Source organism: Aureimonas fodinaquatilis, assembly GCF_008369445.1.
GTDB classification, from domain to species: domain Bacteria; phylum Pseudomonadota; class Alphaproteobacteria; order Rhizobiales; family Rhizobiaceae; genus Aureimonas; species Aureimonas fodinaquatilis.
Genome location: NZ_VTWH01000002.1, coordinates 1,070,238 through 1,084,537 on the forward strand (window position 1 = coordinate 1,070,238; position 14,300 = coordinate 1,084,537).

At 56.3% G+C, this 14,300-nt stretch carries 10 protein-coding genes; 4 read left to right on the top strand and 6 right to left on the bottom strand.

What is annotated here, in order from left to right; all coding sequences use genetic code 11:
- Positions 1 to 678: a uracil-DNA glycosylase gene (locus FPY71_RS11350; protein ID WP_246160364.1), complete on the top strand. Its 678-nt coding sequence runs from the start codon at positions 1 to 3 to the stop codon at positions 676 to 678.
- A gap of 27 nt (positions 679 to 705) precedes the next feature.
- Here the strand turns inward: FPY71_RS11350 and smpB are convergent, their stop codons facing one another.
- The gene (smpB, locus tag FPY71_RS11355; protein ID WP_149300346.1) at positions 706 to 1,185 is read right to left on the bottom strand and encodes an SsrA-binding protein SmpB; all 480 of its coding nucleotides are present in this window, start codon (positions 1,183 to 1,185) and stop codon (positions 706 to 708) included.
- A gap of 38 nt (positions 1,186 to 1,223) precedes the next feature.
- The gene (dapA, locus tag FPY71_RS11360) at positions 1,224 to 2,105 is read right to left on the bottom strand and encodes a 4-hydroxy-tetrahydrodipicolinate synthase (RefSeq protein WP_149300347.1); all 882 of its coding nucleotides are present in this window, start codon (positions 2,103 to 2,105) and stop codon (positions 1,224 to 1,226) included.
- Between the two features lie 322 nt (positions 2,106 to 2,427).
- Here dapA and FPY71_RS11365 point away from each other — a divergent pair, with 322 nt between their 5' ends.
- Positions 2,428 to 4,608: a lytic transglycosylase domain-containing protein gene (locus tag FPY71_RS11365; protein WP_149300348.1), complete on the top strand. Its 2,181-nt coding sequence runs from the start codon at positions 2,428 to 2,430 to the stop codon at positions 4,606 to 4,608.
- 421 nt (positions 4,609 to 5,029) lie between these two features.
- On the opposite strand, the gene FPY71_RS11375 is transcribed toward FPY71_RS11365, so the two are convergent.
- The 4 genes from FPY71_RS11375 to FPY71_RS11390 form a co-directional block, all read right to left on the bottom strand.
- On the bottom strand, positions 5,030 to 6,286 hold the full coding sequence (locus FPY71_RS11375; RefSeq protein ID WP_149300350.1) for a porin: 1,257 nt from the start codon (positions 6,284 to 6,286) through the stop codon (positions 5,030 to 5,032).
- A gap of 774 nt (positions 6,287 to 7,060) precedes the next feature.
- Positions 7,061 to 8,230 carry a porin gene (locus FPY71_RS11380; RefSeq protein WP_149300351.1) on the bottom strand — a complete coding sequence of 390 codons (1,170 nt, stop codon included), beginning with the start codon at positions 8,228 to 8,230 and terminating at the stop codon, positions 7,061 to 7,063.
- A 377-nt stretch (positions 8,231 to 8,607) separates the two neighbouring features.
- The gene (locus tag FPY71_RS11385; protein WP_149300352.1) at positions 8,608 to 11,262 is read right to left on the bottom strand and encodes an AAA family ATPase; all 2,655 of its coding nucleotides are present in this window, start codon (positions 11,260 to 11,262) and stop codon (positions 8,608 to 8,610) included.
- Positions 11,231 to 12,361 (bottom strand): metallophosphoesterase family protein, encoded by a 1,131-nt coding sequence (locus FPY71_RS11390; protein ID WP_149300353.1) that lies wholly within the window; start codon positions 12,359 to 12,361, stop codon positions 11,231 to 11,233. Before FPY71_RS11390 ends, FPY71_RS11385 begins: the two co-directional genes overlap by 32 nt.
- 178 nt (positions 12,362 to 12,539) lie before the next feature.
- Between FPY71_RS11390 and FPY71_RS11395 the strand changes: the two genes are divergently transcribed.
- The gene (locus FPY71_RS11395) at positions 12,540 to 13,073 is read left to right on the top strand and encodes a gamma carbonic anhydrase family protein (protein ID WP_149300354.1); all 534 of its coding nucleotides are present in this window, start codon (positions 12,540 to 12,542) and stop codon (positions 13,071 to 13,073) included.
- Complete coding sequence (locus tag FPY71_RS11400) at positions 13,066 to 14,175, top strand: pyridoxal phosphate-dependent aminotransferase (RefSeq protein ID WP_246160366.1); 1,110 nt, start codon at positions 13,066 to 13,068, stop codon at positions 14,173 to 14,175. Before FPY71_RS11395 ends, FPY71_RS11400 begins: the two co-directional genes overlap by 8 nt.
- The last annotated feature ends 125 nt before the right edge of the window (positions 14,176 to 14,300 follow it).

Genomic DNA, 14,300 nt, shown 5'->3' on the forward strand with positions numbered 1-14,300 from the left:
GTGCCGTTGACAGAATTACAGCTTCCAGACGCAGCAAGCCCGGCAAGAGATTGCCCGATTTGCCCGCGTCTGGCGGCTTTTCGGCATGAATGGCAAGCGCGCGAGCCAAGCTGGTTCAATGGACCCGTGCCGGTTTTTCTGCCACGCGGCGGAGTGGCCAATGTCCGGTTGCTGATTGTCGGTCTGGCTCCAGGCCTTCGAGGAGCCAACCGTACCGGACGCCCCTTCACCGGCGATTATGCCGGCGATCTTCTTTATTCGACCATGAAGAAATTCGGATTTGCCACCGGGACTTATGAAGCGCGACCGGATGACAGTCTTGAACTGCTGGAGGCGGGTATTGCCAACTCTGTTCGCTGCGTACCACCCGAGAACAAACCGACCGGGCCCGAGATCAACAATTGCCGGCAGTTTTTAACGCCAGTCTTTACAGCGCTTCCGAAACTGAGCTGCATTGTGACCCTGGGCCGTATCGGCCATGATTCAGCCATACGCGCGCTGGGCGGACGCATAGCGCAAGCGCCATTTTCACATGGCGGCGTGAACCGGATTGCAGGCTATTCCATATTTTCGAGCTACCACTGCTCGCGATACAACACGAACACTGGCCGTTTGACGGAGGAGATGTTTGTTAGCGTGTTCGCTGCGGTGCGTGCCGAGCTGGACCGTCAGCCATAGGCCGCCAAATGGCCAGACGCCGCAATTTCAATCGCGGCCTGCCTCTTTCATGACACGCTGCTTCTGGCGGTTCCAGTCGCGTTCCTTGATCGTTTCACGCTTGTCCGGTGCGTTCTTGCCCTTCGCCACTGCAAGCTCAAGTTTGGCCATACCGGATTCATTGAAATAGATTTTCAACGGTACCAGCGTCATTCCGTCCCGCTGCACCGCGCCGGCCAGACGGTTCAACTGCTTTTTGTGCACGAGCAGTTTGCGACGCCTTTTGGGTGCGTGGTTGAAACGGTTGGCCTGCAGATATTCCGGTACAAAGGAATTGATGAGCCAGATTTCCCCGCCCTCTTCCGTCGCATAGGACTCGGCGATTGTCGCACGCCCTTCACGCAGCGACTTCACCTCTGTGCCAGTCAGCACCATGCCCGCTTCCAGCGTATCGACAATCTCGTAATGGAAACGCGCCTTGCGGTTTTCCGCCACAATATTTGACTTCGTTCCCTTGCCCTCGGCCATGTTATTCCATTTCAATGACGGCGGTTGCGCTTGCCGTCTTAATTGATAAGTCCTGCGTGCAGCAAAGCCGCGTCAATTGCCCGCTCGGTTTCAGGCTCGATGCTGACCAGTGGCGAGCGCAAACGGTTGCGCACCAGCCCCAGACGCGACAAGGCATATTTAGGTCCGCCGGGGTTGGGTTCAAGAAACAGGGCCTTATGCAAAGGCATCAGCCTGTCCTGATACTGCAGCGCGGTGACAAAATCACCGGAAAGCGATGCGTTTTGAAACTCGGCGCAGAGTCTGGGAGCTACATTGGCGGTAACAGAGATGCAGCCGTGGCCGCCATGCGCGTTATACCCCAGTGCTGTCGCATCCTCGCCGGAAAGCTGCAGAAACTCAGGACCAATTGCACCGCGCTGCTCTGACACACGGTCGATCTTGGCCGTTGCATCTTTGACACCGATAATGTTGGGGAAATCCTTGGCAAGCTTGGCCATTGTGTCCACCGTCATGTCAATGACCGAACGCGGCGGAATGTTGTAGATGACAATCGGCAGATCAACCGCACGTGCAATAGCAGCATAATGCGCATACAGCCCGCGCTGATTTGGCTTGTTGTAATAAGGCGTTACCACCAATACACCATCGGCACCGGCCTTCTGCGCAAACAGGGCAAGATCAATCGCCTCTTCCGTATTGTTTGAGCCGGCGCCAGCCATGACAGGAACGCGCCCGGCCGACGTTGAAACACAAAGTTCAACCACCCGCTTGTGCTCATCATGCGTCAGTGTGGGGCTCTCTCCGGTGGTTCCAACAGGCACAAGTCCGTGACTGCCCTCTTTGATCTGCCAATCAACAAAAGAGCGAAACCCGCCCTCATCCAGACTGCCATCATCATTGAACGGCGTCACGAGTGCCGTCATCGAACCCTTGAACATGTTCTCTTCCCCTGCCGGGAACAGAGTGAGGTCAGACCCGCTCGTCCCGATTGAATTTCCGGCACCTTAATGAACCATCACGGGCGAAACAAGCATTCCTGATCATATGTTACAGCCCTGCTACCGGCAGAATTTTACGGTCTGTTCACCTTACCATGCAAAGCTTGCAGTCAATGGGGATGCGGGTCTGCGCCGAACATCGGCTCTGCCATCCTATCCAGTTGTTATAAAAGCCATATTCTGCCCTTAATCAGACCATGAGCAAGGCGGATCTGGTGTCAGTTCGAGTCGCCTTTCGATGCGGCGACTTATAAGGGGTGCCATGAGCTTGAAATCCTGTGTCCGCTCGCTTGTTGTGCAAACCGCGCTTGCCAGCATTTATGTGGCTGGTGCTGCCGCCCAGACAGCTTTGCCCACTGCCGGGCCCATGCCGACTTTACGCTCTGGTGCTCCTGTTCCACCTGCGCCGATAGACAACAGTCGATTCGGCGCGCCCGCACCCGTGCCATCTCCCGCGCCGGCACTTGCCCCGCGACCTGCAGCGCCTGCGGCGGCGGCGGCACCCGCTGCCAACGCCTTCACCTCATCCATCGCCGCTCCAGCGCGCTCTGCCTCTGTGCGCCCAGTGCGTGGAAGCCTGAAAGACGGCCTTGACGCCACACACAATGACATGCGGACGGCGCGGGCAATACGCGCGGGCATGGCGCCAGATTCACTCGACCACCAGATTCTGACCTGGGCAATTGCCCTTCGCGGCGGGAGCGACGTGCCAGCGAGCGAGATCGGAGCTGCAATGCGCGAGTTGCAGGGTTGGCCTGGTATGCAAACTCTGCGGGAAAATTCCGAGCGCGCCTTGTATCGTGAAGACCGGCCCGCTACTGACATACTGAACACATTTGCTTCCAGCGCGCCACAGACGCCGCAGGGCAACATGGCTTTGGCACGCGCCCTGATTCAGACCGGGCAAGCAGGCAAGGCCAAGAGCATTATCGTCTCTGTCTGGCGCAACGAGCGGCTGGACCAATCGCTTGAAACACAAATTCTCAACAATTTCGGTACGTTGCTTACCAAGGCGGATCACAAATACCGCATGGATATGCTGCTTTATGCCGGACGTGTGAGTGATGCCCAGCGGGTGGCGGGGCTTGCGAACTCTGAAACACTGTATCGCGCGCGCGCAGCATCCATTCGCGGCGCGGCGGATGCCGATCAACTTCTGGCCAGGGTTCCCGCAAATCAGCGGTCAGATCCAAGCTTCCTCTTCACCCAGGCAGAGAATCTTCGCAAGAAAAACCAGCCCGTTGAAGCAGCAAAAATCCTGATGAGCGCGCCGCGTGACCCGGCTCTGCTGGTGGATGGTGATAAATGGTGGAACGAGCAGCGGATTGTTTCCCGCATGCTCCTGGAACGCGGGCAGGCAGCCGAAGCTTATCGTCTTGTTTCCCGGCATTCCGCGTCTGGCATAGTTTCCCGGGTTGAGGCAGAGTTTCACGCGGGCTGGTATGCCATGCGCGCTCTGGGCGACCCACGCACCGCAGGCGCGCATTTTGCCAAGATTGCGCAGGTTTCCAATCGTCCATTGACCCAATCGCGAGCCTATTACTGGATGGGCCGTGCCGCGGAGGTGGGCGGCCCGGGCAATGCCAATCGATATTTTGCACAGGCTGCACAGTATGGCGCAACGTTCTATGGGCAGCTCGCTGCCGTGCGTCTGAGGCAGACGCCGGGAGATATTCGCTATCCGAGCCCGAGCAATTCCGACCGCCAAAGGTTCCAGAACCGGAACGCAGTAAAGGCTATTCTGCGCTTGCAGGAAATCGGGTCTGACTGGCGTGCGGCGCAACTGTATCGCTCACTGTCTGAAGAACTGGAAAGCCCGGGCGAACTGGCTCTGCTTGCCGGATTGGCTGAGCGCAGGGGCAACCATGCTTTGTCGCTTGACGTTGGCAAGCGTGCCTATGCGCGCGGTGTCAACGCACCGGCACTGGCGTTTCCCACCGGCGTCATTCCCGATAGCGCGCGCATTTCACCTTCAGGAAAAGCGCTGGCTTATGCCATTGCCCGGCAGGAAAGTGCGTTTAACCCGCGGGCGAAATCGCCTGTCGGTGCTTTGGGGCTTTTGCAGCTTATGCCGGCGACTGCGCAATCGCTTTCCAAGGAGGCGGGTCTGCCATATTCGGAAGCAAAACTGCTTTCGGATGTTTCGTATAATGCGCAACTTGGTTCGCAATATCTGGGCAATCAGATCAGCAGTTTTGATGGATCGTATGTTCTGACGTTTGCGGCCTACAATGCCGGGCCGCGGCGCGCACGGGAATGGATCCAGCGCTTCGGTGACCCACGTGGCCAGCCGCTGGACGAAGTGGTTGACTGGATCGAGATGATTCCGTTTACGGAAACGCGCAATTATGTGCAGCGGGTCATGGAGAATTACCAGGTTTATAAAATAAGGCTTGGTGCAGGGTTCTCAATCGAGAAAGATCTGCGCACGGGAAGGAATTAACCCAAGCAATTTCAGCGAAAGTGCGAAGCGGTTTTGCGTCCGAAATTGCGCCAGCAAAAAAAGCAATTTCCGCAAATGTGCGAAGCGGCTTTGCGTCTGAAATTGCGTCAACGAACAAGCCGCTTCAACAAAGCACGAAGCGGCTTCGCATCCGTAACTCGCTCAACAAAAATCCAATGTCAGCGTGTCGTGATGTGGTTTCGCGCGCGAATTCAAGCGAGCTCAGCTGAGACTTCAGAAGGCACTGACGCCACTGCATAGCCGCATGTGCAAATGATCTTTTGCCTTCAGCCCGGCCAAGAGTGTCGGGATCTGAACTCACAACTTTAGACCATATCCGTAAAAAAGCCCCGCTGAAACAACGGGGCACAAAAAAAGGCCGATCCGAGGATCGGCCTTTTCTGTTAATCGACAGAGCCGATTAGAAGTTACGCTGAATGCGCAGGAAGCCCTTGGTCTGGTCAACTTCACCAACCGAAGGACCGAAGTCTACGTTGGTGTACTGAACTTCAGCCAACAGGTTCAGGTTCTTGGTCAGGTCGTAGCCCAGGTTACCAACGATCGAGTAGTAGTCACCCGTAGCCGTTGTGTAGACTGGTACAGCGGTTGGCAGGAAGCCTGTCAGGAACGCTGTGTCAAAGGTCTTACCAATCTGACCAGCGATACCAGCCTTAACCTTGCCGAACTGCTGAGTGTAACCAGCGCCGACGCTCCACTCGAGAACCAAAGGAATGGCTCCTGGAGTTGCGTTGACAATGGTGCCCGTGCCAGCAGAGCTGATCGAGAATGCATTGCCGAGGCCATCGATCGTAGCATAGACCGTTGGGTCGAATGCATAGTGACCTTCAACCTTGAACTGCGAATCTGCAACCAGCAGATCCTTCAAGAGAACGCCTGCCTTCAGAGCGAACGCATCGTTGCTTCCGTCCACGCCGATTGCTGGCAGGTATGGGAAGCCGTACGACAGGTAGGAGACGCCGCCAATAGTGGTGTAGCGGTTGATGTCGCCTGAGTTGTAGGTCTCGTCGTAAACTGCCGAGAGGTATGCACCACCCCATGCGCCGGTGTAAGCCAGCTTACCATGAACGTCTGGAGCAATGTCGCCTGTACGGTCGTCTTCAAGACCGATCGAAGCTGCAAAGCCACCCGAAGCAAAGGTGTAGGAAATCTGGTTGGTGCGGAAGTCACCAATGACGAGATCGGTGTCGGTCAGAAGACCGTCTTCGATGCCGCCGATGTTGTTCGACCACATTGTGTCGCGGTAACCAGCAAGGAAGCCGCCGAGCTGCAAGTAAGCCTGGTTCATTGCAATGCCGTCACCAGCAGTCAGACCATTGGTGGCCTGAAGACGGATGTAAGCGCGCAGAGTGCCCAGATCTGTCTCTTCACGAACGTCGAAGTTCAAACGAGCGCGAACAGCGGAACCAGCCTGGTAGTCATCGCCTTCGAGGTTAGTCGCAGGGGAGCCAGCAACATTGTACTGGAACCGGACGTAACCGCTGGTCTTGATGCAGGTTTCTGTGCCTGGGATGTAGTAGAAACCGGTGCCGTATACGTCGCAAACGCGAACATATTCAACTGGCTCTGGTTCAACGATTACGATCGCGTCAGCTGCGCGAGCGCCTGAAACTGCAACGAGTGCCGCAGCGGAGCCGAGAAGAAGGCTCTTAATGTTCATTTCCTGACCTCCAGTCAAGTTTACAGGTAGGGTTGGGCCTTTTTCCGAAGGACAGCCTTCCCTGCCCCATCCCCTTGAAAGTGGCAGGTTCGTCCCCCCGCCGGCTTTCGAGGTCGACAATAGCTACCAGCGGTTTCGACGCAATCATTAAAACCACCAGTTGCGGCCGATGAAGTATCTTGGCCACAGTGCTGTTGCGAATTCGCCACGCTTATCTTAACGAACCGTTAAATTTTGCCCCATTTCCGGCATTTCCGGGCCTTCCATCGACCTGACGTATACCCAGGAAACAACCAAAAATAGAGTGCAATTGATAGAGGAATCGGTAGAATCACGCCAAATTTCCATTCGAAGTTGCGCTTCACAACAGCAAATTAACGCTTTGGAGTTAGCCGAAGCAGCGAATCCTAAGCCGACAATTTATTAGTCAGCCAATGTTTTACGGCCATGCCTGGCACCTGAAACAGACCTGCCATCCACGCGGCGCCGGGTCTTTTCTGAAGAGTCTGGACGGATGAAAGCACTCCGGACAGCGACCATCGTGAATTGCCATCGACTTTCGTCGGGCGTATTCCCCCGCGCCGTGTCGTGATTTTGAAAGTGGAGGATAGTGGCAGATATCGTCTGTCAGCTCGCGAAACCTGCCCTGCAGGCGCATAGTTTAATCCCGCGGCCAGCGGAATGCAAAAAACCCCGCCGCACAGCGACGGGGCTCTGAAAATGCAAAGGGCCCGGCAATGCCGGGCCCTTCCCTCCTCAGATAAATCTGAAGAATTAGAAGCTGCGCTGCAAGCGAACGAAGCCTGAAGTCGTGCCTTCGGTCGCATCAACGGTGGAGCCTGCAACAGCTGGAATGTCCAGGTGCTCGTAGGAGATTTCCGTCAACAGGCCGAGATTGTCGGTGATGTCGTAGCCGATGTTACCAACCAGGTTGTAAACGTCGATTGGATCGCCACCAGCAACCAGAACGTCGTCGAATGTCTGACCATAACGACCAGCGAAGGCGAACGAGAAGTCGCCGAAGCCGAAGCTGTAACCAGCGCCCGCAGTCCACAGCAGCGGCAGAGCGTCGCCAACCAGAACCGAGTCAACCGTTGCAAAGTCTGTCTCGTCGAGAGCGTAAGTGCCTTCGATCTTGAAGGTTGAGTCTGCCATCAGCAGATCCGTGACCCAGAGGCCGCCCTTGAATGCTGTGCCTTCGCCCAGATCCGAAGGTGCGCCGTAATAGTCAGCCTCACCGTCGTAAACGGCAGCAACATATGCACCGCCCCAAGCGCCGCTATAGGCAACCTTGCCAACAACGTCGATCGAGTTTTCGGAAACCGAAGGACCACCTGGGAATTCTTCGCCGGTGTCAGTGAAAACTGGGTTTTCAACGCTGAGCGTGCCGGTGATGCCGTCAACCGCATAGGTGTAGGACAGAACGTTGGCCGTTACGTCACCAACTGCCAGATCGGTGTCGGTGAGCAAGCCATCGTCTGCGCCGCCGATGTCGGAAGTCCAGAGCGAGTCATAATAACCAGCGGTCAGGCCAGCCAGCTGCAGGTAGGCCTGCGTCATCTGGAAGTTGGCATCTGATCCATTGGTGTTCTGTGCCTGCAGACGGACGAAGCCGCGCAGTGTGCCCAGATCAGTTTCTTCACGAATATCGAAGTTCAAACGGCCGCGAACGCGTGATACTGCGTCGTAACCACCACCGAAATCGCCAGCGCCGGTGTCCAGCTTGGCATTGCCGTTGAAGTTGTACTGGTAACGGACGTAGCCGCCGATCTTAATGCAGGTCTCTGTGCCTGGCATATAGTAAAAGCCTGCGCCGTAAACGTCGCAAACGCGAACGTATTCAGCTGGCTCGGGCTCAGCGATGACAACCGCATCAGCAGCGCGAGCACCGGATACTGCGACGAGAACTGCCGCGGAGCCGAGAAGAAGGCTCTTAATGTTCATTTTCCTGACCTCCAGTCAAGTTTACAGGTAGGGTTGGGCCTTTTTCCGAAGGACAGCCTTCCCTGCCCCATCCCCTTGAAAGTGGCAGGTTCGTACCCGCCTTCTTTCATCCTCTAAACTATTATCTGATGTCCTTTACAACAATGGATAAAGCGCGCAAATTAGCGAACAGACGGCGCTCATATAAGATTTGTTGTACAGATGGCACGATTTTACTACTCATGGTCTATGCAACCATGAAGTCATAGCCAGTCATTACTACCGCAGGTTTTGTGGATTAACTTGTCATAAACACGTCCGCGCGCAACCGCACGTGGTAAATTATTGTATGAAATGCAATAACTACTACTTTAAATAGCAAATCCGTTGGCGCGCCGTCATAAGCGATGGATCGGCACGCCCAGCGGCGCAAAATCGCGCTCACGGCAGGTGAGGATGATAACCTGAACGGTCTGGGCAGCCTTCATCAAAGCCAGATGCATGCGGGCCAGTCGCACCTCATCCGTGTTCACCAGTGCATCGTCCAGGATAACTGATGCAGGATTGCCCGCCTTCACCAGCAATTCCGCCATGGCCAGCCGCGTTACAACCGCGATCTGCTCACGCGCGCCAACGGATAGCCTGTGAAAGTCTTCCTCAACGCCACCGCGATGCAGGCTGAGAATCTCAAGTGTCTGATCGTTAAAATCCAGCGCACTGTCTGGCTGAATCAGGCGCAGATAAGGAGTGACCGTGCTTTTGATCGGCGCCAGCCAATGGTCTCTCGCAGCCTTCTGGCAATCCTGAAGAGTGGAATGGAGCAGTCTGGCGGCCTCTGCTTCGAGTCGCAGGCGATCAATGCGGGCGCACACTGTCTGGATTTCGCCTTCAACCCGGGTGATGCTTTCGCCCAGCGCCGAAGCCCCCTCCACCCGCAATTCGCCTTCCAGCGAATGAATATCGCGAAGCAGATCATCCAGCGTTTTAGCCAGTTGCGCCACCGCACGCTCGGCCCGCTGCAATTCCAACCGGTTCGCTTCGGGATCTGCATTGTCCACCGCGCGACATTGCGCCTGATGGATTGCCCGTTTTTCCTGCTCGTTCCGCTGTGCCAAGGCAACAGCTTTTTCAAGCTCTGCATCGGACATGACAGCAAGTGATTGCTCCAGCCTTTGCTGCAGGTCACTCTTTATATCCAGGCGATGCTCATGGTCCGCTTTTGCACGGATCAGCTTTTCATTGTAGCCGCTCAGACTCCTGCGCGCGCCGTCGCGCGCCGCTTCCTTGCTTGCCCAATTTTCGCGGGCGCTGCGGCGCGCATCCTGAACAGTTTGCCAGTCCTCCGCCGGTCCTTCCAAAACGGGCAGTGCTGCCAGTTGACCCTCTGCCACTGTCAATGCGTGACGCAGCGCATCAATGCCATCTGGTGCGATCCGCAACAGGTCTGCTTGCCGCGCCGCCAGACTTCGGGCGGTCGTTTCCTGATCCAGAACGCGTTGGCGGGCGTCTTCAACACTTGCTACACCTGCTTTGAAAATCAGTTCCTGCCATTCGTGCCGGGCAGCTTCGGCCCTGCGCGAGTGTTCATCAGCTCCACCACCCGGGCGGATCAGAAGCTGACCAAAGCCCTGCAGAAAGAATGTGCGCTGCCTGCCAATCGGAAGCCCATCGTCAATTGCGACCAAGGCTCCTTCTTCGTCACGGACTTCATTTCCGGCCTGCGGAAGAAACTGCGCAATCGGCACCGCGGCCGACATTCTTATCTGCGCCTCCCGAAGCGCGCTCCACGCCTGTTCAATTTCCTTCAGCATTGCTGCATTGACCGGCCGGGCGGTTGCCGACCGTTTCAACTCCTGCAGATGCTCAACAATGGCGCCGGCATCCTTGCTGCGCTGGCGCAACGATGCAACGTCCTTTTCCAGCGCGATCTGTTGTTGCCGGTTCTGCGCAGCTTCTACTGCCTGCTCGGCTTTATCCACAACGTCGCGCGCCGAATTGACTTCGGCATCTTTGGCCTCGCAGTCTGCGGTCGCCTGACCATGCTTCTCCTGAAGCTCTGCCAGCGCATCCGACGCGGCCTGCCAGGCTCGCTTTGCCTGCTCCAGCTCTTCACGCAGTTTCGTCCGCTGCGTCAGGCTTTCCACATGCTGTTTCAGGGCGAGTTCCGCCGCGCTTGCGTGAAATTCCGACTCGCGAACGCCATCCTGCAGGCGTGCTATTGAATCCGCCGCCTGTCGTGCAGCCTCCAATGCCTCGCGCTCTTTGCGCTCCTGATCATTCTTCTTATAGCCAGCCAGCGTTAGACGGCGCTGTTCCAGCCGCTCCAAACGCTGCTCATACAGGCTGTGTCGCTCTCGCAGGACTTTCAGTTCATCATTGAAGGCAGCCAGTTCGTCTTCCGCCAATCGCAGCGGCGAATCTGCCTTTTGCCGTAGTGCCGCGGTAAAAAACCTGTCCTGAAGCGCCTTTGCTGCGCCAAGTATTGCGCGCCCACGCTCACCGCCCAGAATTTGTCCGACCTCGCCTTCCAGCGAGGATGTGAGCGCATTCTTACCCAGGCCAACATCCAACCCCAGTGGCGAGCGGCCCTGCTCCACCCACAAAAGGCCAAATGTGCCCTGATGTTCCAGAAGTTTGGGCTCAGTGTTCTTCGGGTGCGCGAACCCCAGCAGCTCCGCCAGCTTGTCTTCCACGGCATCGCCCCGCAAGGACCCGCCATTCCAGGAAAGCTCCGCCTCTGCCTTTTGCAAAAATGCCTTTCGCAGAACATAGGTCTGCTGACCCAGCGAGAACCCGACCGTTACTTCCGGCCGCCCGGTGCCATTGTATGGTGCAAACGACTTGACCACACCGGTGGTGGAACGGTGCCGGTGAAAAAATGCGGCCCGAAGCGCGGTGAGCAAAGTGGATTTGCCCGCTTCATTGCTGCCAGCGATGACATTCAATCCCGGTTGCAATTCCGGCAATGTCACATCGCCCAGCGCACCGAAACCCAGAACGGAGAGAGAAAGAAGCTGCATTTCAGGACCCGCCGAGCCGACGATGTTCAACATAGGCCATGCGCAACGCCATGGATGCCGCCTCGCGCTGAGGATCTGAAGGGTCCGCGGCTTTTGCCCGCAGCAGCTCTATCGCCTCGCGCACGAAGCCCGCGACATCGATGCCGGCAAGATCGTCCTCGTCCGGGGCATCCAGAAGATCATCATCTTTGACCCGCAGATCAAAAAGGCGCGAATGCCAGTATTTCAACCGCTCTTCCAATGCCACCCTTTCGCGCAGATTGACGCTGCCGGACAAAGCAAGATTGATCAACGTATCTGCCGGTTGCGGCAATTGCGCCATTGCATCGTCCAGCACCGCAATATCGCCGTTGAGTGAAAGCGCCATGTTTTTCCAGACAAACCGTCCGGTTGCCTGAGCATCTATGCGAGGAGTTGCACCGGGCCCGTCTATTTCCACAATAACGACATGGCCTGGCCGATTGGCGGGGTAACGGTCTGGTTCCGGCGTGCCGGAATAAACCGTGCGTGGCGCAATTTCGACAAAGCCGTGCCAATCTCCCAACGCCAGATAATCCAACTGCGCCGAGACGGCACGTGTATCGGAGATAGGGTTAAGACTTTCAGCCTTTTCAGGCAGACGACCCAGAACCGCGCCATGAGCCAGACCGATGCGGACGGCGCCTGGGCGGGTTTGCGCATCGTCAAACCACTGCGTCAAATCACTGACCTCATGCCTGCGCACCAAAGGTGCGGGCAAAACGGCAACCTGGCCATCCTGCAATTCGATGATGTCCGGTTTGTCCGCAATGATAAGCTGCGGCCATTTGCCCGGCTGGCTGGTCAGCACTGCAATGCGGCTCCAGACAGAAACGGCCAATGCGGAATCATGATTGCCGGGCAACAAGATCCACGGGCCTGAAAAGCCCGACATCGCTTCCAATGTGCGCACGATTTCCCGATCGGAAATTGTATTGTCGTCAAATGCGTCGCCTGCCACCAAAACAGCATGACACCCGCGCGCCTTGGCCAAAGCGGCTATGCGCGCAACCACCGCAAAACGCTCTGCCCGCAATTCGCCGCGCTGATCGGGGCCGAATGAGCCAAACGGCTTGCCGACCTGCCAGTCTGCTGTGTGAAGAATGCGGATCATAAATTCACTGCCAAGGATCGAAACGTCAGCGAAAGGAATTTCGCCTTTCTCTCTTCGCTACCTGTTTGGCCACCTCGCATCAACCTTCATAAGGCTGCCCGCAGGCGGATTGCGAAAGACAAGCTTGATTCATGAGGCGGGCTATCGCACCCTCGCGCAACCATAAGGGGGAAAGCACATGCCAATTTATGCACTGGACGGTGATTCACCGAAACTTCCTGAAAAAGGTCAGTTCTGGGTTGCCCCCAGCGCGCAGATTATCGGGCGCGTTCGAATCGGTAAGGATGTTGGCGTCTGGTTCGGCACTGTTATTCGCGGAGATAATGAGTGGGTTGAAATTGGCGATGGCACCAATGTCCAGGAAAATTGCGTGTTTCATTCGGATGAAGGTTTTCCGCTGACGATTGGCGCCGGATGCACGATTGGACACAGCGCAACTGTGCATGGCTGCACGATCGGTGAAAACTCGCTGGTAGGCATGGGAGCAACAATATTGAACGGCGCACGCATAGGCAAAAACTGCATTATTGGCGCCGGCGCACTGATAACCGAGAAAAAAGAGTTTCCCGACAATTCACTCATCGTCGGTTCGCCCGCCCGCGTTTCAAAAGAGCTGGGGCCGGAAGCGGTTGCCGCCTTGCAGGAATCTGCCGAACACTACATCGCCAACTGGAAACGCTTCGCCGCCGGGTTGAAGCAGATTGATGTCTGATCCCATGCAATTTTTGACTGACACTACAAAGTCGCTGCCGGCGACTGTGCCCTTTGTTGGCCCCGAGGCTCTGGAAAGGCAGCTTGGCATTCGATTCAAGGCCCGTATCGGCGCCAATGAAAGCACGTTTGGCCCTTCCCCCCAGGTGCTGGAAGCCATGGCCAAGGCCGCTGTGGATAGCTGGGCCTATGGCGACCCGGAACAATTCGAGTTGAAAGAAGCGCTGGCGCACCATCATGGAGTGAAGCCGGAAAACATTGCCGTGGGCGAAGGAATTGACGGCCTGCTTGGCTTGACCGTGCAGTTAACCGTAGTTCCTGGCGATAAGGTTGTTACCTCTGCAGGCGCATATCCAACATTCAACTACCATGTGAATGTGCATGGCGGCGAATTGAGCTTTGTGCCTTATCTGGATGACCGGGAGGACCCGCAAGCGCTGCTGATCCGCACACGAGACATAAGGCCAAAGCTTCTTTACTTTGCCAACCCGGACAACCCCACCGGTTCATGGCACCAGGCCGAGGAAGTGACCCGGCTCATGGACGAAATTCCGGAAGAGACTTTGCTGATTCTGGATGAAGCTTATAGCGACCTTGCCCCGCATGGCAGCTTGCCTCCCTTGGAACCCTTGCGACCGAATGTATTGCGCTATCGCACTTTTTCCAAAGCATATGGCATGGCCGGAGTGCGCGTGGGCTATGTTATCGGGCAGGCGGGCCTGATTTCGCAATTTGACAAGGTCAGAAACCATTTCGGGGTTTCCCGCATGGCACAGGCAGGCGCCATTGCCGCATTGAATGACCAGGCTTTTCTGCACGAGACCGTGGCCGCCATACACAACGCTCGGGAAACACTGAACAATATAGCGCGCGATGCAGGGCTGCTGCCTTTGCCTTCTGCCACCAATTTTGTGGCGATAGATTGTGGCAGGGATGGTGCTTACGCACGCGCACTTTTGCAGGCAGTGCTGCGCCAGGGTGTTTTTATCCGCATGCCAGGGATTGCGCCGTTGGATCGGATGATCCGCGTAACTGTTGGCAAACCGGACGAAATGGAAATGTTTCGCGCCGCCTTGAAAGCTGCACTACAGGAAGTCGAATAAAGCTTGAAGTCGAATGCAGCACAATTTGCCCGTGATTTGACAGGAGTTTGTGGCTTGTTGTGCTGAAATTTGAATTTGCTTGAATGCAAACAAATATAGATTTGATGTTATTTTCTACCGCTAAT

Bases quoted from the DNA above. Each gene is read 5' to 3' on its own strand.
- smpB (WP_149300346.1), bottom strand. From the start codon at position 1,185: ATGGCCGAGGGCAAGGGAACGAAGTCAAATATTGTGGCGGAAAACCGC.
- dapA (WP_149300347.1), bottom strand. From the start codon at position 2,105: ATGTTCAAGGGTTCGATGACGGCACTCGTGACGCCGTTCAATGATGAT.
- FPY71_RS11365 (WP_149300348.1), top strand. From the start codon at position 2,428: ATGAGCTTGAAATCCTGTGTCCGCTCGCTTGTTGTGCAAACCGCGCTT.
- FPY71_RS11375 (WP_149300350.1), bottom strand. From the start codon at position 6,286: ATGAACATTAAGAGCCTTCTTCTCGGCTCCGCTGCGGCACTCGTTGCA.
- FPY71_RS11380 (WP_149300351.1), bottom strand. From the start codon at position 8,230: ATGAACATTAAGAGCCTTCTTCTCGGCTCCGCGGCAGTTCTCGTCGCA.
- FPY71_RS11385 (WP_149300352.1), bottom strand. From the start codon at position 11,262: ATGTTGAACATCGTCGGCTCGGCGGGTCCTGAAATGCAGCTTCTTTCT.
- FPY71_RS11390 (WP_149300353.1), bottom strand. From the start codon at position 12,361: ATGATCCGCATTCTTCACACAGCAGACTGGCAGGTCGGCAAGCCGTTT.
- FPY71_RS11395 (WP_149300354.1), top strand. From the start codon at position 12,540: ATGCCAATTTATGCACTGGACGGTGATTCACCGAAACTTCCTGAAAAA.
- FPY71_RS11400 (WP_246160366.1), top strand. From the start codon at position 13,066: ATGTCTGATCCCATGCAATTTTTGACTGACACTACAAAGTCGCTGCCG.